The sequence below is a fragment of the Campylobacter sp. BCW_4323 genome, from assembly GCF_001763115.1.
Lineage (GTDB): Bacteria > Campylobacterota > Campylobacteria > Campylobacterales > Campylobacteraceae > Campylobacter_D > Campylobacter_D jejuni.
The window spans coordinates 176,449-198,962 of the sequence record NZ_MJYC01000066.1; the positions used below are offsets into that span (position 1 = coordinate 176,449).

Consider the following 22,514-nt stretch of genomic DNA (forward strand, 5'->3'; position numbering starts at 1 on the left):
TTTCAACCCTTAAATTTTAAGTTTAAAAACCTTAGCATCTCTAGAATTAATCACCAAGTCAAATAAATTCTTATCATAATTTCCTAAAAAAAACATTTGCACATAAGCACTATTAAACATGGTTTTATCCATTAAAATAAATTGTGCGTAAGGAATAGCACTATCCTTTAAATAAAAAATATAAAACTGAGCCTTATCATCGATTGGAGTGATTTTGTATTCACCTTGTTTAATAGAATTAATCTCTACGATACTATTTACAGAAACCACATTATCACCTATTTTAAAACTTCTAAAATCATCGCTTAAAACCACTCCGTTGCTAAGATAAATTTCTCCATTTTTAACATCAAGTGGATAAGCTGTGCTAAAGGTAAAAGGTTTATCCAAAACCCCTGTATCTAAATTAATAAAAGAAAAACTAGCCACCGTAGAAAAAATCAAAGACATTCTAGCAGGCATATAAAGATAAATATCACGAGTTTTTGGCGTATCGATTTTAAAATCAGGTTTTGATAATGAAGCTAGAAACAAATCCACATTGCTTTGATTATAATCTTTCATCATGGCTTGTAAAATGTCTGTTTTTAAAATATCATTTTGCGGAGCATAAAAGCTTTTTTCTGTATATTCTACACTAAGTCTTGCCATATTAGCTGCAGCTTGTTCATCTTTGCTTAAAGCAAAAGAAGGGAAAAAATTATCCTTACCTAAATGCTTTCCACCATCTACTAAAGTTTTCACATCGCTATAATAACGCACAGGATAACCATAATCCCACCAAGTTACCACATAATCTTCTCTATTTGCTATATTCTTTAATTGATTTAATAATGATGCTTCATTTTGAGAAAAAACTGTTGGTGCTTTATAGTTGTAAATATGGATAAATACTGGAGCTAAAGTCAAAATAGTTGCAAAAACAATACAAACATTTGAAGTTAATTGGCTATATTTTTTAACCAATATAGCCTTAAACTCGCTCAATAAAAAACCAAATCCTAAGGCCATTACAGGTACAGAATAAATGGTAAATCTAAGCCCCCCTTTTAAGGCTAAAAACCCAAGCACCAATATAGGTAAAGCCATAATCATACTTTTATGTTTTCTCAAAAGCCATACAAAACCAAACAAAGAAAACAAGAAAACAATTTCACTACCACTAATTCTTCGCATAAATTCGCTAAGATCTACATTTTCAACTTCTTGTATGGTTTGATTGACATTAAAATACATAAAGCCCTGTGTTAAATTCGCACTTTCATCACTTCTAAAAATATAAAATTTAAGCTGATAAAGTATGGGATCAACCCCACCGCTTAAAATCAAAAATATCAAAGTTGCACTACCTAAAATTCCTATAATCATAAAATTTAAGCGTTTTTGCTCTAAGGCGAATAAAGCAAAAAGTATTACTATAATGGCACTTTGATAAAACCATGCTATATTTGAAAGAGTAAGAGAAGACAAAATCACAGCTATATAAAAAATCTTTTCTTTTCTATGAAAAATAAGTGTATAAATTAAAAAAAGTCCAATTAAAGCTACATTTAAAGTATAACTTGAAGGATACCACCAAAGATAAATTCCTATAAATAACGGCAAGGCAATCAATGAAAAAAAGTCTTTTTTTAAAATCATTCTTACCATAAAAAATAAAATAAACATAGGTAAAACAATTACCAGCATATCCGTATCATAATACCCACTCATAGTGCGATTATAATAACTGTTTGCTATACTTGCTAAAAGAGCAGCTACAAAGCCCATTAAAGGACGTTTGTATTCATTAGCTAGCAAAATAATAGGAATCACCACCAAAGAAGATAAAAAAGTACTCATATATAAAATGATACTTTCAAAAGAAAAAGGTGTGACTTTATAAAGCCAATAAGTAAGCGTAGATAGAGAAGATCCATAATAACTCAAATCATTAGGCTGATGAAAACCTGCTATCATATCTCTTGCGCCCTCAGCAAAGGCATAGCCATCGTTTGAAATGATCATTAATTGATTATTGAAAAAATACTCATTAAACTCACTTGCCCACCAAACCCAATAAAACCTGCAAAATACACTAAAAACATAAGCTAATATAATCATCACAAACAAAACTAAATAAGGGTTTCTTAAATACTCTTTTTTCAACATCTTCTATCCTAATAAATATTTCAAAGCATCGCGTGCAATTTTTACTTTATCAAAGGCCTTAGCCCTAGTTTTAGCCTTATTTTTATACGCTTTTCTTAATTTATCATCTTCAAGCATAGTCTTTAAACCCTGAAACATGGAGTTTTCATTATCTACTTCTACTAAAAGTCCAAATTCATCATCGCCAAAAAGCTCTCTTGCACCACTTTTATGATCAGTGCAAACCACCGCACAAGAACAAGCTAAGCTTTCAATTAAAACATTTGAAAAACCTTCAAACACAGAAGCAAAAGCAAAAAATTCGCATTTAGCCATGTATTTATAAGGATTATTATCAAATCCTAAAAGCAAAACCTTTTCTTCTAAATTTAACTCTTTAATCAAAGCTAAAAGCTCATCTTTAAGCACACCTTCACCTAAAATCACAAGCTTTAAATCTGTTTTCAATCTTGCATAAGCACGAATTAATAAAGCATGATTTTTACCTTTATCAAGCCTGCCTACACTTAAAATAAATTTATCTTTTAAAGCTACATCTTCAAGAGCTTTTTGCTCTATATTTTCTAAATCGATGGCATTGTATAAAATTTCACATTTTTTTGGATTTATACTAAAATTTTGCACTAAATCTTCTAAATTTCCCTTAGAATTAGGCAAGATTAAATCAGCTTTTGGGTAAAGCAAAGAAATTAAAAATTTATTTGCCAAAGAATTAAAATTATTTTTCGCATACATCACACTTGGCGTAGTGCATTCATTGATCACAAGGCGAGTTTTGTTTCCAAACATTCTTGCCATTAAGGCTATATAATTAGGTCGATTTAAAAAAACAAATTCTGTATCAATGCCTAAATTTCTGCAAAGTTTTTTATATTTTAAAGCCAAAAAAGGTAGTTTTAAAAATTTCAAAATAGGATTTTCACTAGGTTTTGAACATTCTAAAAAATGAATTTGACACTCTGGAATTTCATAAGAAATTTTATCATTCATCAAGATCAAATGCACTTCAAATTTCAAACTTAAAATAGGCAATAAAGTCGCCACAACTCTTTCAGCACCACCACTTCCTAAAGAATAAATAAAAATGCCTAATTTTTGCATAAAGCCACCCGAATTTTTGATAATTTTTCAATCATATTATTTGGAATTATACTTAAAATGAGTAATATCAAAGCAGGAGCGTTGATTTTTATACTCAGGCTTTTAAACAAACATTTATAAAGAGCTTTATAATTTTTCGCCAGTTTTGCATAATAAGCTGCCATTTTATAATAACTCGCACAAGTTTTTTTATAATCTTTATCCTTACTCATTCTAAGTTCATTTTCTAAAATTTTAGCAAGCTCTAAATATCCCAAATACACCCTATAAGCATTTTTACTCGCACCTAAAGTCACGCTATCTTGCCTAAAAATCCTATAAATCCTAAAAGCCTTATGGATATAAAAACTTTTTTCCTTGTATAAATTTACCCAAAGCGTGGCTTCATTGCCATAAAATTCTTCATTAAAACGCTTGTTTTCAAGTAGAGATTTTTTAAAAACAGAAAAAAACTCTCCGCTAAATTTAGCCATTAAAAAATCTTTTTTAGAAATTTCACTATCTTTTTCCAAGCCCTTGCCGCTAAATTCCTTGCTTAAATTTCCTTCTTTTTCTATCAAACAATTTCCAAAAACATGAGCATAACCCTCATTTGCTTTTTGCATCAAGGTACTTAAAGCCTCGGATAAAAGCTCATCATCATCATCTAAAAAAGTTACAAACTCGCCACCTGCTTGATCTAAGCCATTGTTTTTATTGCCATTTGGACCTTGTTTGTAATTTTGATTTAAAAAATACTTAATGCGATCATCATCTTTTTGTAAATTTTGCACCACACTTTTAGTATCATCGCTAGAATTATCATCACTTACAATAATTTCTAAATCTTTAAAATCTTGATTTTGTATGCTTTTAATAGCCTTTTCTAACAAAACTTGACGATTAAAAGTTGGTACTATAACAGAAAGTTTAGGCATTTTTAACCTCGACTATAAGCTTAAGCCATTCTTCTTTGATATGAGAAATTTCAAAATCTTTACACCTTTGTTTGGCATTATTTACAAGTTCTTTTCTAAAATTTTCATCATTTAAAACAAGTTCGAGTTTTTTAGCAAGTGCTATTTCATCATCACAACCTACCAAAAGTCCATCATGATTATCTTTGATTAAATCCTTAGCACCATTATAATAAGAACTTGAAATTCTACAAATCTCAAAATACAAACTTTCAATTAAAACCGTTGGCAAACCCTCTACAAAAGAACAAAGGCAAAGTGCTTTTGCTTTTTCATAAAGAGCCTTGACATTTTCAACGCGTCCTAAAAAATCAACTTTTATTCCTAAAGATTTTACCTTATATTCAAGTTCTTGCCTTAACTCTCCATCTCCTGCTATAACAAATTTATAATTTTCTTGCAAATTTTTATCCAAATGCGCTATAGCTTTTAAAAACATTGCAGGGTTTTTGTTGTGATCTAAACGCCCTATAAAAAGAACTACATTTTCTTTTTCAAAACTAGAATCAAAAGGAATTTCTTCGCTAAAATGGCAAGGGTTTAATAAAAGCTTAACCCTTTTTACAAATCTTTCATAATACACCTTATCACTGCTTCCAAGCACACTTAAAGCATCACAAAAAGGATAACTTACTCTTCTTAAAAAACGCCAAGTTTTAGGTTTTAAATACGCTTCATTACTATGCTCACTTATAATGAGTGGAGTTTTAAGCCCTATTTTCGCAATAATACAAGCAATATTAGTCGTATCCAAAAAAGAAATAAAAACATCAGCCTTGCTTTCTTTTAAAGCCTTTCTTAAGGCAAAAAATTTCTTAAAACGACTTGCGATTTTATGATAAAGTGTGTCAAATATAAATTGTTCCAAACTTGTAACTTTAACTTCATTTTCAAGCTTATAAAAAGATTCTCCTGCGTGAAATTTAATAATACTTACTTCATGCTCTTTACAAAGTGCATTAGCTAAAGTTACCAAAACACGCTCAGCGCCTCCTGAATTTAAAGTTGCGATAATAAAGCTTATTTTCATCATTTCTCCTCTTTAAGCTTACCGTGTTCTAAACGATAAACCTTATCACATTGCGTTATCGTAGAAAGGCGATGTGCGATAATAATCATGGTTTTATCTTTAGAAATTTTATAAATTTCATCCATGATTTTTGCTTCACTTTGAGTATCAAGCGCAGAAGTTGCTTCATCAAGCACTAAAATTTCAGGCTCTAGATATAAAGCTCTTGCTATAGCTATGCGTTGTTTTTGTCCCCCGCTTAAATTACTCCCCCCATCACCTACTTTTGTTTGCACTCCTTGAGGTAAATTTTTTATAAAATGCTCTAAATTTGCTTGCTTGATAACCCTGTTAAGTTTTTCTTCATCAACCGCATCTGTAAAAGTGATGTTTTTAGCTATGCTGTCATTAAAAAGATAGATATTTTGTGGGATATAGCCTATTTTTTGGCGATAATTTTTTGCATTACTTGCATTTAACTCTTGCTTATCAATTAAAATTTGCCCTTCTTTTGGTTTTAAAAGTCCTATGATAAGATCTACTAAGGTACTTTTTCCGCAACCACTCTCCCCTATAAAAGCGATTTTTTCGCCTTTTTTAATGTTTAAGTTAAGATTTTTAAATAAATATTTTTTTCCCTCATAACCAAAGCTAAGATTGCAAATTTTAAGCTCTTGATTAAAGCTTAATTTTTCCTCGCCCAAATTTTCTTCTTCTTGTCTTAAATTTTGATAAATAATATCCAAAGAAGAATGATAATAAAGCAAATCATGATAACTTGTGATAATACGATTTGCGCTTGGCATTAAGCGATAAAGCGCTAAAACAAAAATAGAAATCGTGGATAAAATACCTGAAATATCACTTTCATTTTTCAAAACCAAAAATACCACGATAAAAACAAGTACGCAAAAACCTATTCCTTCAAGATAAATTCTAGGCACCGCAGCTACGCTTTCATTGATAATATTCGCTTTAGAAAAAGCTTCACTTTGTGCTTTAAAAAGGCTTAATACTCCATCTTCTTTGGTTTTAAGCTTGATAAATTTGAAATTATTTAAATTTGTATTTAAAATTTCAAAGAAATTTTTCATCGCTTCTTCACGTTTTAGTCCTGCTTTTTTAATGATAGGACTTAAAATTTTCACTAAAATAAAGGCATTTAATACCATAAAAATACTTAAAAATAAAGTGATTTTATAATTAATCAAAAGCATTAAAGCATAAAGCAAAAGCACTACAAAAATTTCACTCATCAAAAGTAAAAATGATGAAATCATAGTGCTTAGATTATAAACTTCCCCTGTAATGGACTTTAAAATTTCAGATTGATTTTTTTGAGTAAATTTTTCATAATTAATATTTAAAAATTTAGAAAAAACCTTATAAGCAATCGCGTGATAACGCCCTTTAGAAAATCTTGCCAAAAGATGAAAATAATACGCATTTAACAAAGCTCTAAACACATAAAAAACAATAAGCCCCACTCCAAAATAAACAATGATTTCAAAAACAGGGATATTAAGATATTCTTTTAGGCTGATTAAATATTTATTACGATCAAAATAAGAAAAATCACTAGCCAAAGTGATAAAAGGCATTACTAAAGAAATTGCAAAAGTTTCCATAAAAGAAACAAATACTGAAAAAACAAGCAAGAAAAATAAAAAATTTTTATCTTCCTTGCTTAAAATAAAAAAAAGTTTTTTTAACACTGTTTTTCCCAATCAAAAGCAGATTTACAAATAAGCTCTAAATCATCGTATTTAGGCTGCCAAGAAGTAAGATTTCTGATTTTACTTGCATCAGAAATCAACACACTAGGATCGCCCGCACGGCGTGGGGCAAGTTCTACTTTAAAATCCACTCCACTAACTTTTTTCATCGCTCCAATCACTTCTTTTACACTAAAACCATGTCCATAACCTACATTAAAAACATTGCTTTCATTCTCTTGTAAATAATCCAAAGCTGCTAAATGCGCGCTTGAAATATCATCTACATGGATAAAATCTCTTATGCAAGTACCATCTTTTGTATCATAATCATCGCCAAATATGAAAAGTTTTTCACGTTTTCCTGCGGCACATTCAGCTGCAACTTTTATAAGCAAAGTCGCTTTTGGATAGCGTTGTCCTAAAGTATAATCCATGCAAGCACCTGCAACATTAAAATATCTTAAAATACAATGCTTAAATTCAGGATTTGCCATACTTGCATCACGCAAAACTTCTTCGCTCATAAGCTTACTACGACCATAAGGATTAATAGGCACTAAAGGGCTTGTTTCGCTCACAACAGGAGTTTGTGGTTCGCCATAAGTGGCTGCCGTTGAAGAAAATATAAATTTATTCACTCCAGTTTGCAAACAAGTTTCGATGAGATTTGTCGTATTAACAGTGTTGTTCATATAATATTTTAAAGGGTTTTGCATACTTTCAAAAACTTCAATGCTTGCTGCAAAATGCACAATAGCGTCAAATTTTTCTCTCTCAAACAATGCTTTTACACCTTGAAAATCACTTAAATCTTGTTCAAAAAATTTAAAAGCTCTTATTTTTTGCAAATCTTCTATTGCGATTTTAGAGCCCTTAGAAAGATTATCTAAAACACAAATTTCATGATCTGTTTTTAAAAATTGTCTTAAAGTATGAGAACCAATATAACCTGCGCCACCGCTAATAAGAATTTTCATCATCATTCCTTTTTTTAAAAATGTCAAAAATAAATTTTAATATATTTTCTTAAATACTTAAGATTGAACTTTTGAAATTTCACTCTCACAAGCTTTTGCGAAAACTTCTGTATAAGAACGATCTGATTTTTTCGCACGCAAAAAATCCCTCATATAAGAAAGAAAATCAACATAATCTTCTTCACTAACATTACCTTTAATAAATTCATATTTTAAAAAAAGCATATAGGTATTTAAAACATCACTTTCACAATATTCGTGGATTTTTTCAAGTTCATTTTCATAAAAAAGCTTCATTACCTCATCGCCATGCACATCATATTTTCCTGGCAAACCCACCATAGAACAAAGTGTATCAAGCTTTATTCCACGCCCATTAGATCCTAAGGATTCTAATAAATCACAATGTTTTAATTCTGAAAATCTAGTTTTATAATTATTCCATTTATCGCTTTGAGTATCTAAATAAGTTGCTGCTTTTAAATTGTATTTTAAAGCCCTTAAAACAAGAACAGGCATATCGAAATTTTTACCATTAAAGCTGACTAATTTTGGCTCATAATTTTCTATAAAATTGAAAAAATTCTCAATCATTTCTTTTTCATTTTGCCCATCAATTTTATTTACTTTGATAAATTTTCCAAAATTATCACTTAAAACCGCACAAATACTGATAATTTTATGATAAGGCAAAGGCAAAAACTCACTCCCGCTTTGTTCTTTTTGCCACTGAAGTGCTTTTAAACTTACCTCTAAATCACTTCCTTCAAAACCCAAAGTTTTGCGGATAAGCTCAACATCTGGCACACTCTCACAATCAAAAACACAAATATAACCTTCATTTTTTGCCATTTTTAACCTTTTTTTAAATAATTTCGCTAAAATCATAGCAAAAAATTTTAAAATATTAGGCTTTTAATGAAAATAGCAATTGTTCGTTTGTCAGCACTTGGTGATATTATACAAAGTGCCGTGGTTTTGCAATTTATCAAAAATTTTAAAAAAGATATAGAAATTCATTGGTTTGTAGATGAAAAATTTGAAGGCATACTTAAAAACCATCCTTTAATAGACAAACTCTATGCCCTGCCCTTAAAAGACAAAAAAATTTTAAAAAGCCTAAAAATTCTTCTTAAAGCAAGAAAAAACAACTATAATGCAGTAATAGATCTACAAGGGCTCATAAAATCTGCTATTGTAAGTCGAATTTTAAGTAGAAATAATTTTGGTTTTGATAAAAATAGTCTTAAAGAAAGTTTTGCTCATAATTTCTACAACCAAAAACTTGAGTTAGATTACAATGAAAATGTATTTGTAAGATACTTAAGTCTTACCTCCTTTATGTTAAATACTGATTTTAATGTTAAAAATTTAGCCTTTAAGCAAGATATTTTTAGCGTAGATGAAAATTTAAAACAACTCTTAAACAATAAACTCAAGCTCGACAAAAACGAAAAAAACATACTCATACACGTGGGTTCAAGTGTAGAAAATAAAATCTATCCTAAAACCAAACTTGCTATACTTTGCAAACTTTTAATCAATGAATTTCAACAAGCAAAAATTTGGCTCGCTTGGGGAAATGTAAAAGAATACGAATTTGCTAAAGAGGTTTTAAATCTTAGTGGTATTGATGAAACACATATAGAATTAGCGCCAAAATTTAATCTTGAAGAGCTAATGGCTTTTACAAAAATGATGGATCTTATCATAGGAAATGATAGTGGTCCAACACATTTAGCTTTTGCTTTAAATAAGGCATCTATTACGATTTTTGGTGCAACACCAAGCTACCGCAATGCTTTTCAAACTCATATCAATAAAATCATTGATGCAGGTAAAAAAATCCAAAATGCCAAGCATATCGATAAAAGTGATTTTTGTATCACGCGTATAGAAGAAGAAGATATCTTCAATCTTGCCAAAGGCTTACTTAATGAAAAATAGCGATAGAATATATCTTAGTCTTTATTATATTTTGAAATTTTTTATTACTTTTATGCCTGAGTGTATCTTGCATTTTTTAGCTTTGATTGTAGCAAGAATCACTTTTCATCTTAACAAAAAACATCGCAAAATCATCGATACAAATTTGCAAATCTGCTTCCCTCAATACACTCAAAAAGAACGCGATAAATTGTCTTTGAAAATTTATGAAAATTTTGCTCAATTTGGAATTGATTGTTTGCAAAATCAAAACACCACCAAAGAAAAAATTCTCAATAAAGTAAATTTCATCAATGAAAATTTACTTATAGACGCTCTAGCTTTAAAGCGTCCTATTATCTTCACAACTGCACACTATGGAAACTGGGAAATTTTAAGCCTTGCTTATGCGGCTAAATATGGTGCGATTGCCATAGTAGGAAAAAAGTTAAAAAGTGAAGTTATGTATGAAATTTTAAGCCAAAGTCGCACCCAATTTGACATAGAACTTATCGACAAAAAAGGCGGTATAAGACAAATGCTAAGTGCTCTAAAAAAGGAGCGAGCTTTGGGAATTTTAACTGATCAAGACTGCGTAGAAAACGAAAGCGTAAGATTAAAATTTTTTAACAAAGAAGTGAATTATCAAATGGGAGCAAGCCTTATCGCACAAAGAAGCAATGCTTTGATCATCCCTGTTTATGCCTATAAAGAAGATGGTAAATTTTGCATAGAGTTTTTTAAAGCAAAAGATTCTCAAAATGCAAGCTTAGAAGAACTGACACTTTATCAAGCACAAAGTTGCGAAGAAATGATTAAAAAAAGACCTTGGGAATATTTTTTTTTCCATAGACGCTTTGCAAGTTATAATGAGGAAATTTACAAGGATGCAAAATGAATCTAAAGCAAATAAGCGTTATTATCATCGTAAAAAATGCTGAGCAAACTTTGCTTGAGTGCTTAAATTCTTTAAAAGATTTTGATGAAATTATTTTACTTAACAATGAAAGCAGTGATAATACCCTAAATATAGCTAATGAATTTAAAAAAGATTTTGCTAATTTGCACATTTACTACAGTGCTTTTATAGGCTTTGGAGCCTTAAAAAACCTTGCTTTAAGCTATGCAAAAAATGATTGGATTTTAAGCATTGATGCTGATGAAGTGCTTGAAAATGAGTGTATTAACGAACTTAAAAACTTAGAATTTAAAAAAGAAGATATCATCGCGCTTAGTCGTAAAAATCTCTATAAAGGCGAATGGATAAAGGCATGTGGTTGGTGGCCTGATTATGTTTTAAGGATTTTTAATAAAAATTTCACTCGTTTTAATGATAATTTAGTACATGAAAGTCTTATTCTACCAAGCAATGCTAAAAAAATTCATCTTAAAAATGGATTAAGGCATTATGCTTTTAGAGATATTTCTCACTTAATTAATAAAATGCAGTACTACTCAAGCCTTTGGACAAAACAAAATATACACAAAAAAAGTGGTGTTTTAAAAGCAAATTTAAGAGCTTTTTGGACTTTTTTTAGAAATTATTTTTTAAAAAGTGGCTTTTTATACGGCTATAAAGGCTTTATAATTAGCGTTTGCAATGCCTTAGGGGTATTTTTTAAATACATGAAATTATATGAACTTCAAAGACAAAAGCCAGAAACTTGTGCTTTAATAATAACAACCTATAATCAAAAAGAACGCCTTAAATTAGTACTTGATAGTGTTAAAAATCTAGCCTTTTTACCCAATGAAGTTTTAATCGCAGATGATGGTAGCAAAGAAGATACGGCAAGGCTTATTGAAGAATATCAAAAAGATTTTCCTTGCTCTTTAAAACACATTTGGCAAGAAGATGAGGGTTTTCGTGCTGCAAAAAGTAGAAATAATGCTATTAAAGCTTCTAAAAGTGAATATATAATTTTAATTGATGGTGATATGATTTTAGAAAAAGACTTTGTAAAAAATCATTTAGAATTTGCGAAACGCAAAGTAATTTTACAAGGTTCAAGAGTAATTTTAAATAAAAATGAAAGCGAAGAAATCTTAAAAAACAATAATTATAGTTTAGCTTTTAATAAAAAAGATTTTAAAAGTTCTAAAAATTCTTTTTTAGCTAAAATTATCTATAAATTTTCAAAAATAGAGCAAAAATTTTTTGATACCAAGGAAATAGTAAGGGGCAGTAAAACCTGTAATATGAGTTTTTTTAAAACTGATTTTGATGAACTTGATGGTTTTAATGAAAATTTTATTGGTTGGGGTAGAGAAGATAGCGAATTTGTTGCTAGATTTTTATTTAATAAAGGTATTTTTAGACGCTTAAAATTTAAAGCTATTGCTTATCATATTTATCACGAAGAAAATAGCAAAAAAATGCTTGAAAGCAATCATCAAATTTATTTAGATACCATCAAAAATAAAAAGATTTCTTGGAAAGGTTAAAATCAATGAAAAAAGTTGGTGTGATTGTACCTATATACAATGTAAAAAATTTTTTAAAAGAATGCCTAGAAAGCATAATTAATCAAAGCTTTAACAATTTAGAAATCATACTAGTTAATGATGGAAGCACTGATAAAAACTCTTTTGAGATCGCAAAAGAGTATGCCTTAAAAGATCAAAGAATTACTCTTTTTGATAAAGAAAATGGAGGGCTTAGTTCAGCTAGAAATACGGGACTCGAATATTTTTATAAAGAATATAAGCTTGAGTTTTCAGATGAAAAAGATGATTTTTATACTTTTATAATTGCCAATGAAAATCCACAAAATGTTTATAAAATTTACAAAAGAAAAAATGCTTGCAAAGATAAAATTTTAAAAATTCCTAATATTGATTACTTAATTTTTTTAGATTCTGATAATTCTTGGGAAAAAGATTGCATAAAAGAGTGTGTTAAAAAAATGCAAGGTATAGATGTGTTATGGTTCGATCATTTATGTATTTACGAAAAAGAAATTAAAAACAAAGGGCAAAATACAAGAATGCAAATTTTTCAATATAAAGAAGAATGTATTATAAGCCCAAAAGATTATGCCCAAAGAGCTCTAAAAGTTGGCTCAAGAGATATTTCCTTTAGTTGGGGCGGAATGATTGATTTTAATTTTTTAAAACAAATTAAGCTTAAATTTATAAATTACATTATCAATGAAGATATACATTTTGGCATGATTCTTTTTGCTAGCGCGAACATGATTTATGTCTTGCCAAAAAAACTCTATAAATGCTTACTTAGAACAAATAGTATTTCAAATCATGATAAAAAAGTAACCAAAGCCAATATTTCTCATTATTATAAAGATATTTATAGAGCTTTTGATGAAGATGCCAAACTAGCTAAAGAATATTTAAAACTAGCAAGCAGAGTAATTACCATGTTAAAACTTATAGATTTCTTTCAAAATAAACTAGAAAACGAAAATAGTAAAGCTATAAAAAAAGTTTTTTTACCATTTTATGCAAAAAAGGCTTTGAAATTTAACAAAACAAATCTTGATCCTTTAAATCTTAAAAGTGAACTAGATAAAATCAAGCCCTTTGTACACAATATTTTGCCTTATGATATATGGAAAATTTTACAAAGAATTAAAAATATTTTTAATTAACTTGCATAATGATTTTATCTATATAAGAGTCTTTTTTTACACTTCTAAAATGCGTTAGTTTATGTAAAAAACTTTGTTTTTTAATCTCCTCCCAAAGCTTATTATCAAATTTATCCTTAGCATAAAATTGCAATAAATGGCATTCTATATCACTTTTATTTTCAAAGGTTTCATTTTTAATATAACCATTTCGTTTTAGAAGTTCAAATAAAATTTGCTGAGTAAAATAGTAAAAATATTTTGAGTTTTCTTCTTTTTGCCAAAAATATATCAATAAATCTCTTAAAACATTAACAATTTTATTATTTTCTTTTGCTATTAAAAAACTGTTTAGAAGTCTAACCATAAAATCATCATTCCAATTAAAGTAACCGTAGGAAAAATATGGACTTTTGATAAACTTTTTTAGTTCTTTCTTATTTGGTCTATGTCTTGCTCTTTCAAAAGCAAAAAATTCTCTATTTCTTAGATCTTGCGGAATTTTATCGCTTAAAAATATACTTGCATCACACCAAATCCCTCCATAAGTAGCCAATAAACATACTCTTAAAAGATCGGAAAAAAATACTATAGTTTTTTCTCCAAAAGTCTTTTTTTTGATTTTTTCAAGCACAAAGTCTGGAAATTCTAAATAATTTTCTATATTTTTTTCATTTAAAATGATAATTTTATACTCACTACCCATATGCTTCTTTACCGATTTAAAACATTGTCGTATCATATAGCTTGCATTTTCCTCACCTTGAAACCATAATTGCCATATAATTTTATCATCTTTAAAATCTTGCTTTTTTTTAAAAACAAATGAAGGAATTTTGCCTTTAAAAAAAGGTTGTATATAATTTTCATCTAAATACTTACTTACTTTTGGATGATCTATTTTGTAAGATATATGAGCCCTTAATTTTCTTCTTAAATGTTTTATAGGAATTAACTTAGTTAAATTATATACTATCTTATTATGCAAATTCATTAGTTTCAAACCTTTTTAAAATTATTTTAATATAATATCAAAAAATATTTAAGGTTTATACATAAATGCAAAAAGAAATTACCATTGTTACTGCTTTTTATAATGTAGGCAGAACCACAAGAAGCAATGAACAATATTTGTCTTACTTCAATTTTTGGGCAGGCTTAAAGAATAAGGTAATTATTTACACTACAGATGATATGAAAGAAGCTATTTTAGAAATTAGAAAAAAATATAATTTAGAAGATAAAACCATAATCATTACAAAAGATTTAAAAGAATTTGACAAAGAAAATTTTGAAAAAATCCAAGAAACCTTTAATAACTATGATCAAAGTTTAAATAGAAAGCATCCAAAAAACATCGAGTGTAATAATGCAATGTATTGTTATTTAATGTATTTAAAACCTTTTTTTGTAGTTGATGCTATAGAAAAAAAATTAAGCAGTGAAAATATAATATGGCTTGATTTTGGTTTTAATCACGGAGATGAATTTTTTACCAATAAAGCAGAATTTAATTTTTTACTAGAAAAACCAAAAAACATAAATGACAAAAAAATTAATTTTTTCTCAATTAAAAATGAAGAGAAAAATACTATTCCAGCAATTTATTACAATATGGAAATTTTTATAACAGGAAGTATTTTTTATGGCAATATCAATTCTTGGAAGATTTTTAAGCAAGATTTTGAAAAATGTTTAAATTGTTTCTTATCTTTTAATATTGTAGATGATGATCAAATTATGCTTTTGTGGTGCACAAGAAATAATCCAGATAATTATAAAATTATTAGAACTTATGAATGGTTTGGCTCGTTGCTTTCTTTTATTCCTGATGATATTAAATCACATTTAACCTTCAAAAGAAAGAATAGTAAATACTACAAAACCATTAAAGAAGAAATCAAAAAAGATATCTACAATAAACAGTATTTTAAATTTTTATTTCATTCTTTAAAATATGGTTATTATAAATTTATTAATAAAAAAAATATAGATTTATAATCAAATGAACTATAAATTTTTAAATTGATAAAGGTTTTAAAAATGAATAAAAATCTAAATTTTACAAAAAAATCTGTATTAATAGCAGGGAATGGGCCTAGTTTGAAAGAAATTGATTATTCTCTACTTCCGAAAGAATATGATATATTCCGTTGTAATCATTTTTATGCAGAAGATAAATATTATACAGGAAAAAAAATAAAAGCTGCATTTTTTGTTATTCCTTATTTTTTTAATGAGTATTATACTATGCAAAAAATGCTCCAAAATGGTGATTATGAATGTGAAAATATAGTCTGTAAAATGTATAATTTTCAAGATAGAAAAGAGAAAATTTTTCGTGAAAATTTCAAATATTTTTTCCCAGCAGCTATAAATGGATATGATGCTTTCTTTTATAAGCTAAAAGAATTAAGCAACATGATAGATTTTGACTTTTGCTATGAATATAACACAACAGAAATGCTTACTGGCACTTATGTTATATGTTGTGCTGTTGCATGTGGCTATAAAGAAATTTATTTAGCTGGCATGGATTTTGGAGATGAAAAATATAACTATTTTAGCGAAAAAATTGAAAAAATAAAAGAAAGCAAAAAACGAACTACCAAAATGCATCATAAAAGTATTGATTTAAAAATTTTGGATTTTCTACAACAGCAGTATAATGTAAAAATTTTTTCAATTTGTCCAAATAGCTCTATAAATGCATTTATACCTCTACATCCAATACAAAACAATGAAAATATTTTTAAACCCATAGAACGTCCAAAAGATGCAATTAAAACCCAGCTTACTCCCCCAATTAAAGCTGTAAGAAGATATAAACGACTTTATTTGGAATCCAATATAATTATTAAGTTTTTTCACGAACTTGTACAAGTTCCAAGACGCATAAGACATTATTACTCAAAAACAAGATATACAAGATAGGGATAACTATCTATATTGTCCCTTTTCTCCACTTAATATAATCTTAACTTGAGGATCAAAAAAGGCTTTTATGGTGATATTATAAAATAAATCTTTACTTTCATTCCAAGTAAGTAAATCAATGTCTTGATTTTTAATCATAAATTTAGATTCTTTTAAAAAATGATATAAATATTCCCTATAAGGAAAACTTATAGCGTTAAAATTATCAGTATCGATTGCTTTTTGAATTTGTTTTTTTATTTGATCAGAATTTTGCAAAAGATTTGCACTTGTTATTTCAAATAAATAATAACTTGTATAAAAACCATGGCTTTTAAATATGCCTAAAAACTTATAATTTGGACTTTCAACAATCAAATTTTTAATATTAAAACCAGTTTCTTTACATATGCCTAAAAGTGTTTGGAGTGATTTTTGCATATTATATTCATTAAGATTTTTAAAATCTATCCACAATTTAGTTTGCAAAGGTCTTATTTCTTCATCTCTAATCACAGCTAATTTTAGCAAATCTTTTAAATTTAAAAATATTGATTCCCCCCCCCCATCATGTCCTATATCAAAGTAATTTTTTTCTGCTAAATAATGCACATCCACTTCAAAACTTTGATACTTTTCTTTAAAATCATTAAATTTTTTTAAATCATTTGTCCTATGAAGCCAAATTTTACTAGGAGATTTAAAAGGATATTGCCAATCACTACCACACAACTTTAGCTCTTCGTCATAATTTTTATTTGCAAACAATCTAATTCTATCTTTATTATAATTATCACTAAACAAGCTGCGATTGTTTTCTAAATCTTCCACATCTAAACCTAAAAGATCTAAAAATGCATGCAAAAAATCATCGCTCATAAAAGGTAAATTTTGTGCTTTTTTGATTTTATTGATTATATCTGGATGGTTTTGTTTTAATTTATCACTTGTAAAAATCATAAAAGGAATTTCAGCCATATATCTTGAACCAATTGTTTCAGTATGACCAAAAAAATCTCTAAAATCATAAACTTCATCACCATGATCGCTAAGATAAAAAACAATAGCTTCCTCATCTTTAAAATAATTACAAATTTCGCTTACAACAAAATCATTATAATAGATAGCATTTAAATAGTGTGATTTTATCTTTGCTTGCCTATCATTTAGCTTTACACTTCCATTTAAATTATCTAAACAATTTTCTTTTAAATCTTTAATGCTAAATTTTTCAAATACTTTAGAGTAACGCTTGGCGTATTCCATATGTGTTCCCTGTAAATGCAAGATATGAAATTCTTTTTCTTTGTGGGAAAGTTTTTTTAATTCCTCTAGTATCTGCTCGTCTCTTGCAAGAGTTTGTCCTGTAAAAAAATTGTCTAAAAATATAGCTTTATTAGATAACCTTGCCATTGATTCTGGCGCATTACCAAGCGTAGATACAGATTCTTGATTACTAATCCAATAAGTATAATATCCACCCTCACTCATAATATTAACAATATTTTTTTGTTTAAACCAAGCGATGGAGCTATTTTCATAATTTGAAAATGTAAAAATTTTAGAAATTGCTGGATTTGTATGAGCATGAGGTGCTATAACATCGGTGAAAACAAAAAGATTTTCACTATTTCTTAAAGCCTCTAATTTTGGTGTTGTTTTTAATTTATAATTATAGAGACTCATATAATTCCTTTGGGTTGATTCTCCCATTATGACAACAATTTTTGGAATATTTTTAGAATTGATAACTTTGTAAGTTTTATTTTGTTTTTTTAATTCTTGTTCTAAATCATTAAGTTGCATTAAATACTCATTTGCATTTCCTCTTATTGTTTTTATAGCCTCAAACCAACTATAAAGTAAAAAATCATCTATAAAATACTTATGTGGCTTTTTTACAACTGAAATCAAACATACAAGAAAAATGATAATTTTAGAAATATCTAAAATATGATACTCATTAGGTAAAAATAACAAACCATTATAAGGGATTAAAAATAAAACTATACTAAAAAATAAAAAACCACTTAATATACATATTATCTTAAAATCAAAATAGCTTGATATAAATTCTTTTGTTTCAGAAATAGTTGTAAACAAGATAGCTTCTAAAAAAGTTGTATTTAAATAAGAATTAAATTTAAAAAATAAAAATAAATTCACAATTCCTACTATAAAAAACAAAGCCACCAAAACAAATTCAAATATGGTTTTAAAAAAATCAGGAAAAAAACTAATAACAAAAAATAAAATATACAATACACTAAAATTACGTCTTATAATTTGAAACATTCTTTTTAAGAATAATTTAAAATTGGAATAAACTTGCTTAGATAAATATATCAAGGAAAATAAAATAATATTTACACTCAAAATATAAACAAAACTTTTCGTAAAAACAACATTTAACATTAATTAATCCCGAAATGAAAATATCATAAAGATTTATTATAGCATTATTTTATTTAAATATAAATTTCTTATTTTATGTAAACCAAATATAAAATAATATTATTTCAACTTATATAATACACACTTTCTTTATTATTCTATCTGTATTGTAAAAATGAAATTTTACATTATTTGCCAATTGGTTCTATGAGATTTCTTGTAGCAATTGTCTGAATATAATCTCCTAAATTATATGCTTTAATCCCAGGAATATATGAATATTTAAAAAGACAATAATCTCTTCCTAACTCCTCATTTCTTGGATATTTTTTCACACCAAAACTAGAAATTTTTTTATTAATCAAATGAGAATATTTTTTAAAATAAAATTTTTATTTTGATGATTATACATATAAATTTTATACCTATAATGATCTTTTTTATAAATTAAAGACAATATTTGCCACTTTAAAACACGTATTTTTTTAAAAATCATTTTAATATATCCCTATAAATTATCAATCCTTCTTTTTAAATCCAACTCTTCTTTGTTTAAAACATCGAACAATTGTTTGTAAAATTTATCATTTTCAAAGTCTAAAGAAAGTTTTTTTATCAGCCCATTGCTTTTCTTTTTATCTTGATAATTCTGCCATAAAATTTCTTTATTTTTGTTTTCATATCTTCCATTTAGATTAAATTCATAATGATAAGTGCAAGTTTTAAAAACGGCTATTTTCTCACAAAACATAAAATAAACATAACAAAAAAGCACATCTTCACCATAACTCAAACGCTCATCTATTTTAACTTTTTCAAAACTTTTTAAAATGATATCTTTTTTAAAGCACTTCGCCCAAACCGACCAGCAAAAATGCCTTTGTTTGCTTAAGAATTCTAAAAATTCCTTTTGATTAAAAACTTCATCTTGTTTAAAACGATAAAATTGTTTGGTTTTTACTCTATGCACAAAGGCATCAAAACAAAGTAAATCAAAACCTTTTTTCATCTCTTTAAACGCTATTTCACAAGCATCAAGCGTCAAAAAATCATCACTATCTAAAAACATTATAAAATCAGAACTAGAATGTAAAACTCCCAAATTTCTGCTTGCAAAAGTGCCTAAATTTTCTTCATTTTGAAAGATTTTTATCCTTGGATCTTTTTTAGCAAATTCTAAAACTATATTTAAACTATTATCTTTACTTTTATCATCGATAATCAAAATTTCAATATCTTTTAAAGTCTGATTTATACAACTTTGTAAAGCTCTTGAAATAAAATCACAAGAATTAAAAAGCGGGATTATGATCGAAAGTTGTGGCATATTTTTCCTAAATTTTGTTAAAATAATAAAAACAATTCTATCAAAATTTAGGAAATTCATGAAAATTTTTATACATCTTCCCACTTGGCTAGGCGATGCAGTGATGGCTTCACCTGCTTTATACACTATAAAAGAACATTTTAAAAATGCTCAATTTATCCTTTATGGATCTTTGGTTTCCACAGCACTTTTTAAAGAAATTCCTAATTCTAAAATCATCATAGAAAATAAACAATCTCGCTACAAACAAGCCCTATCTTTACGCAAAGAACTTGGTAAAATCGATTTTAGCTTTGCTTTTAGGTCTGCGTTTTCTTCTAAGATTATCTTACATATTCTTAAAACAAAGCAAAGATATTTTTTTGACAAAAACAAGCACAAAGAAGAACATCAAGTTTTAAAATACCTTTATTTTATAGAAAACTCACTTCACATAAAAGCTCATTTTAAAGACTTAAAACTTCCCTTTAAACTAAAATTTCAAAGCCCTCTTGTCTTAAAAAATGGTAAAAAAATTCTAGGACTCAATCCTGGTGCAAGCTTTGGAAGTGCAAAAAGATGGGATGCGAGTTATTTTGCTAAAGTGGCTTTAAATTTCAGCCAAAGTCATGAGATTTTAATCTTTGGCGCAGGAAAAGCCGAACAAGAACTCTGTGATGAAATTTATCAAATTTTAAAAGAACAAAACATAAAAGTAAAAAATCTTTGCAATAAAACCACCATCAAAACCCTTTGTCAAAATATCGCTTTTTGCGATCTTTTCATCACAAATGACAGTGGACCTATGCACATAAGTGCGGTTTATAAGGTGAAAACCGTAGCTATTTTTGGCCCTACAAAATTTACTCAAACCTCACCTTGGCAAAATCAAAATGCAAAATTAGTGCATTTAGATCTAGCTTGTATGCCTTGTATGCAAAAAACCTGTCCTTTAAAACACCACAAATGCATGAAAGATTTAAAGCCTCAAAGGATTATAGAAGAGGCTAGAAATTTACTTAAGCTTTAATCGATTTTTTATATATATAATAGATGATAACCTTAAAATACTTGAGTAAAATCTAAAAATTTCTCTGATAATTTTTCTATAAATTTTTATTTTTTGACTATTACGCCCAAGTTGCGAAATATTGCTTTGCAATTCCAAACTATGTTTTAACAATAAAGGCTTTTTAATAATATTTAAAACTTTATGTTTATAAAATTTATCCATATAATCATCAACAGGCATATAAATAAATTGCGCTTTTGATATAAATTTTTTTGCGGCACTAGGTTTTAATACATAACCTTGAGTTCCAGCAAGTTTTTCAAAACTTAAATAATATCCACCCTCACTCAAAAATACAATCTTTTATCAAATAAGTAACAAAGTCTTATATATTCATATTTGCTCTTTAATAGCTCATCTATATATTCTGTCCCATTATTTAAAAATTCATCACTAAATTCCACGTCATCTTCTAGGATGATTATAGGCTCATCAAGCTTCACGCATTCTTGCCAAAGTTTATAATGACTAGCAAAACAAGCTTTTTATCCATCAGAAAGCTCTCTACCTAAAATCCAAGAACCCTACCAAGAAAAATGATCTTTAAATTCCAAATGTTCTTTATTTTTAGCATCAATAGCTTTAAAGAAAATAAATTCTAATTTATTTTTTAAACTAGGATTTTTTTCAAAAAGCTTTTGAATTTGTTTTTGCATATGCTCTTTTCTATCCAAAGAACGCTCTAAATTGATGATAAAAACTTTCATTAAAAACTCCCATCTACAATCTGACAAAGTGTGTGTATGATCAAAATATGCATTTCTTGAATTCTAGCCGTATCATCGCTTGGTACAACAAGATTATGATCACAAAGCTTATTCATCATTCCACCACCTTTTCCGCTAAGCCCTAAACAAAGCATATTAAGTTCTTTTGCTTTTTTAAAAGCTTCTAAAACATTAGGGCTTTTTCCGCTCGTTGAAATACCGATTAAAATATCATTTTCATTTCCTAAAGCTTCCACTTGTCTTGAAAAAACAAACTCAAAACCATAGTCATTTCCTATAGCACTAAGTGCTGAAGTATCGGTTGTAAGTGCTATACCTGCTAAAGCCTTGCGTTCTTTTTTATAACGCCCGCTAAGTTCAGCCGCAAAATGCTGAGCATCAGCTGCACTTCCACCATTTCCACAAATCAAAATTTTGCCACCTTTTTTTAAGCACTCACATAAAAGTTCGCCTACTTTAGCGATTTGTCCTTTTAAAATTTCACTTTCTTGAACGATTTTTTGATGTTCTTGCCATTCTTTTTCCACTAAATTTATCATTTTTTATCCTTAATCTTTTCTATGATCTTGCTCGTACTAAATCCTTCTTCAAAGTCGATTAATTTAACCCTTGAAACGATATCCGCACCCACAACAAGCTTATCTTTATAATCAGCCCCTTTAACCAAAATATC

18 protein-coding genes and 1 pseudogene are annotated in these 22,514 nt (G+C 27.8%); 7 read left to right on the forward strand and 12 right to left on the reverse strand.

Going from position 1 to position 22,514, the window contains the following annotated elements; genetic code table 11:
* Nucleotides 1–9: 9 nt before the first annotated feature.
* The 7 genes from pglB to AJN60_RS07425 are packed head-to-tail and all read right to left on the reverse strand — an operon-like array spanning nucleotide 10 to nucleotide 8,764.
* The gene (gene pglB / locus AJN60_RS07395) at nucleotides 10–2,151 is read right to left on the reverse strand and encodes an undecaprenyl-diphosphooligosaccharide--protein glycotransferase (RefSeq protein WP_070286192.1); all 2,142 of its coding nucleotides are present in this window, start codon (nucleotides 2,149–2,151) and stop codon (nucleotides 10–12) included.
* A 3-nt stretch (nucleotides 2,152–2,154) separates the two neighbouring features.
* The gene (gene pglJ / locus AJN60_RS07400) at nucleotides 2,155–3,252 is read right to left on the reverse strand and encodes an N-acetylgalactosamine-N,N'-diacetylbacillosaminyl-diphospho-undecaprenol 4-alpha-N-acetylgalactosaminyltransferase (protein ID WP_002866140.1); all 1,098 of its coding nucleotides are present in this window, start codon (nucleotides 3,250–3,252) and stop codon (nucleotides 2,155–2,157) included.
* The gene (pglI, locus tag AJN60_RS07405; RefSeq protein ID WP_044779131.1) at nucleotides 3,240–4,169 is read right to left on the reverse strand and encodes a GalNAc(5)-diNAcBac-PP-undecaprenol beta-1,3-glucosyltransferase; all 930 of its coding nucleotides are present in this window, start codon (nucleotides 4,167–4,169) and stop codon (nucleotides 3,240–3,242) included. Before pglI ends, pglJ begins: the two co-directional genes overlap by 13 nt.
* The gene (gene pglH / locus AJN60_RS07410) at nucleotides 4,162–5,241 is read right to left on the reverse strand and encodes a GalNAc-alpha-(1->4)-GalNAc-alpha-(1->3)-diNAcBac-PP-undecaprenol alpha-1,4-N-acetyl-D-galactosaminyltransferase (RefSeq protein ID WP_079861567.1); all 1,080 of its coding nucleotides are present in this window, start codon (nucleotides 5,239–5,241) and stop codon (nucleotides 4,162–4,164) included. Before pglH ends, pglI begins: the two co-directional genes overlap by 8 nt.
* Nucleotides 5,238–6,932, reverse strand: coding sequence for a BC-type lipopolysaccharide transporter PglK (pglK, locus tag AJN60_RS07415; RefSeq protein WP_070286194.1), 1,695 nt, complete (start codon nucleotides 6,930–6,932; stop codon nucleotides 5,238–5,240). Before pglK ends, pglH begins: the two co-directional genes overlap by 4 nt.
* Nucleotides 6,926–7,912, reverse strand: a complete 987-nt coding sequence (galE, locus tag AJN60_RS07420; RefSeq protein ID WP_070286195.1) for a UDP-glucose 4-epimerase GalE — start codon at nucleotides 7,910–7,912, stop codon at nucleotides 6,926–6,928. Before galE ends, pglK begins: the two co-directional genes overlap by 7 nt.
* Nucleotides 7,913–7,969: 57 nt before the next feature.
* Nucleotides 7,970–8,764: a 3'-5' exonuclease gene (locus AJN60_RS07425; RefSeq protein ID WP_044779128.1), complete on the reverse strand. Its 795-nt coding sequence runs from the start codon at nucleotides 8,762–8,764 to the stop codon at nucleotides 7,970–7,972.
* Nucleotides 8,765–8,830: 66 nt separating this feature from the next.
* Here AJN60_RS07425 and waaC point away from each other — a divergent pair, with 66 nt between their 5' ends.
* The 4 genes from waaC to AJN60_RS07445 are packed head-to-tail and all read left to right on the forward strand — an operon-like array spanning nucleotide 8,831 to nucleotide 13,446.
* Nucleotides 8,831–9,859, forward strand: coding sequence for a lipopolysaccharide heptosyltransferase I (waaC, locus tag AJN60_RS07430; RefSeq protein WP_070286196.1), 1,029 nt, complete (start codon nucleotides 8,831–8,833; stop codon nucleotides 9,857–9,859).
* Nucleotides 9,849–10,736: a lipid A biosynthesis lauroyl acyltransferase HtrB gene (gene htrB / locus AJN60_RS07435; RefSeq protein ID WP_070286197.1), complete on the forward strand. Its 888-nt coding sequence runs from the start codon at nucleotides 9,849–9,851 to the stop codon at nucleotides 10,734–10,736. The genes waaC and htrB overlap by 11 nt, the downstream gene beginning before the upstream one ends.
* Nucleotides 10,733–12,283 (forward strand): glycosyltransferase family 2 protein, encoded by a 1,551-nt coding sequence (locus AJN60_RS07440; RefSeq protein ID WP_070286198.1) that lies wholly within the window; start codon nucleotides 10,733–10,735, stop codon nucleotides 12,281–12,283. The genes htrB and AJN60_RS07440 overlap by 4 nt, the downstream gene beginning before the upstream one ends.
* Before the next feature lie 5 nt (nucleotides 12,284–12,288).
* Nucleotides 12,289–13,446, forward strand: a complete 1,158-nt coding sequence (locus AJN60_RS07445; protein ID WP_070286199.1) for a glycosyltransferase — start codon at nucleotides 12,289–12,291, stop codon at nucleotides 13,444–13,446.
* Here AJN60_RS07445 and AJN60_RS07450 read toward each other — a convergent pair.
* Complete coding sequence (locus tag AJN60_RS07450; RefSeq protein WP_070286200.1) at nucleotides 13,439–14,419, reverse strand: capsular polysaccharide synthesis protein; 981 nt, start codon at nucleotides 14,417–14,419, stop codon at nucleotides 13,439–13,441. The genes AJN60_RS07445 and AJN60_RS07450 overlap by 8 nt on opposite strands.
* Before the next feature lie 65 nt (nucleotides 14,420–14,484).
* On the opposite strand from AJN60_RS07450, the gene yibB reads away from it, so the two are divergent.
* Both yibB and AJN60_RS07460 read left to right on the forward strand, forming a co-directional pair.
* Nucleotides 14,485–15,426, forward strand: coding sequence for a protein YibB (gene yibB, locus AJN60_RS07455; protein WP_070286201.1), 942 nt, complete (start codon nucleotides 14,485–14,487; stop codon nucleotides 15,424–15,426).
* A 42-nt stretch (nucleotides 15,427–15,468) separates the two neighbouring features.
* Nucleotides 15,469–16,359, forward strand: coding sequence for an alpha-2,3-sialyltransferase (locus AJN60_RS07460; RefSeq protein ID WP_002780628.1), 891 nt, complete (start codon nucleotides 15,469–15,471; stop codon nucleotides 16,357–16,359).
* A gap of 6 nt (nucleotides 16,360–16,365) precedes the next feature.
* Here the strand turns inward: AJN60_RS07460 and AJN60_RS07465 are convergent, their stop codons facing one another.
* Nucleotides 16,366–18,636 carry a sulfatase-like hydrolase/transferase gene (locus AJN60_RS07465; protein WP_186820647.1) on the reverse strand — a complete coding sequence of 757 codons (2,271 nt, stop codon included), beginning with the start codon at nucleotides 18,634–18,636 and terminating at the stop codon, nucleotides 16,366–16,368.
* A gap of 607 nt (nucleotides 18,637–19,243) precedes the next feature.
* The gene (locus AJN60_RS07470; RefSeq protein ID WP_070286202.1) at nucleotides 19,244–20,062 is read right to left on the reverse strand and encodes a glycosyltransferase family 2 protein; all 819 of its coding nucleotides are present in this window, start codon (nucleotides 20,060–20,062) and stop codon (nucleotides 19,244–19,246) included.
* A 58-nt stretch (nucleotides 20,063–20,120) separates the two neighbouring features.
* Here AJN60_RS07470 and waaF point away from each other — a divergent pair, with 58 nt between their 5' ends.
* Nucleotides 20,121–21,071, forward strand: coding sequence for a lipopolysaccharide heptosyltransferase II (gene waaF, locus AJN60_RS07475; RefSeq protein ID WP_070286203.1), 951 nt, complete (start codon nucleotides 20,121–20,123; stop codon nucleotides 21,069–21,071).
* Here waaF and AJN60_RS07480 read toward each other — a convergent pair.
* Together AJN60_RS07480 and gmhA are read right to left on the reverse strand one after the other, a co-directional pair.
* Nucleotides 21,057–21,820 (reverse strand): annotated as a pseudogene (locus tag AJN60_RS07480) (glycosyltransferase family 25 protein). The gene waaF and the pseudogene AJN60_RS07480 overlap by 15 nt on opposite strands.
* Nucleotides 21,820–22,380, reverse strand: a complete 561-nt coding sequence (gene gmhA / locus AJN60_RS07485) for a D-sedoheptulose 7-phosphate isomerase (RefSeq protein ID WP_070286204.1) — start codon at nucleotides 22,378–22,380, stop codon at nucleotides 21,820–21,822. Before gmhA ends, AJN60_RS07480 begins: the two are co-directional and overlap by 1 nt.
* Between the last annotated feature and the right edge of the window lie 134 nt (nucleotides 22,381–22,514).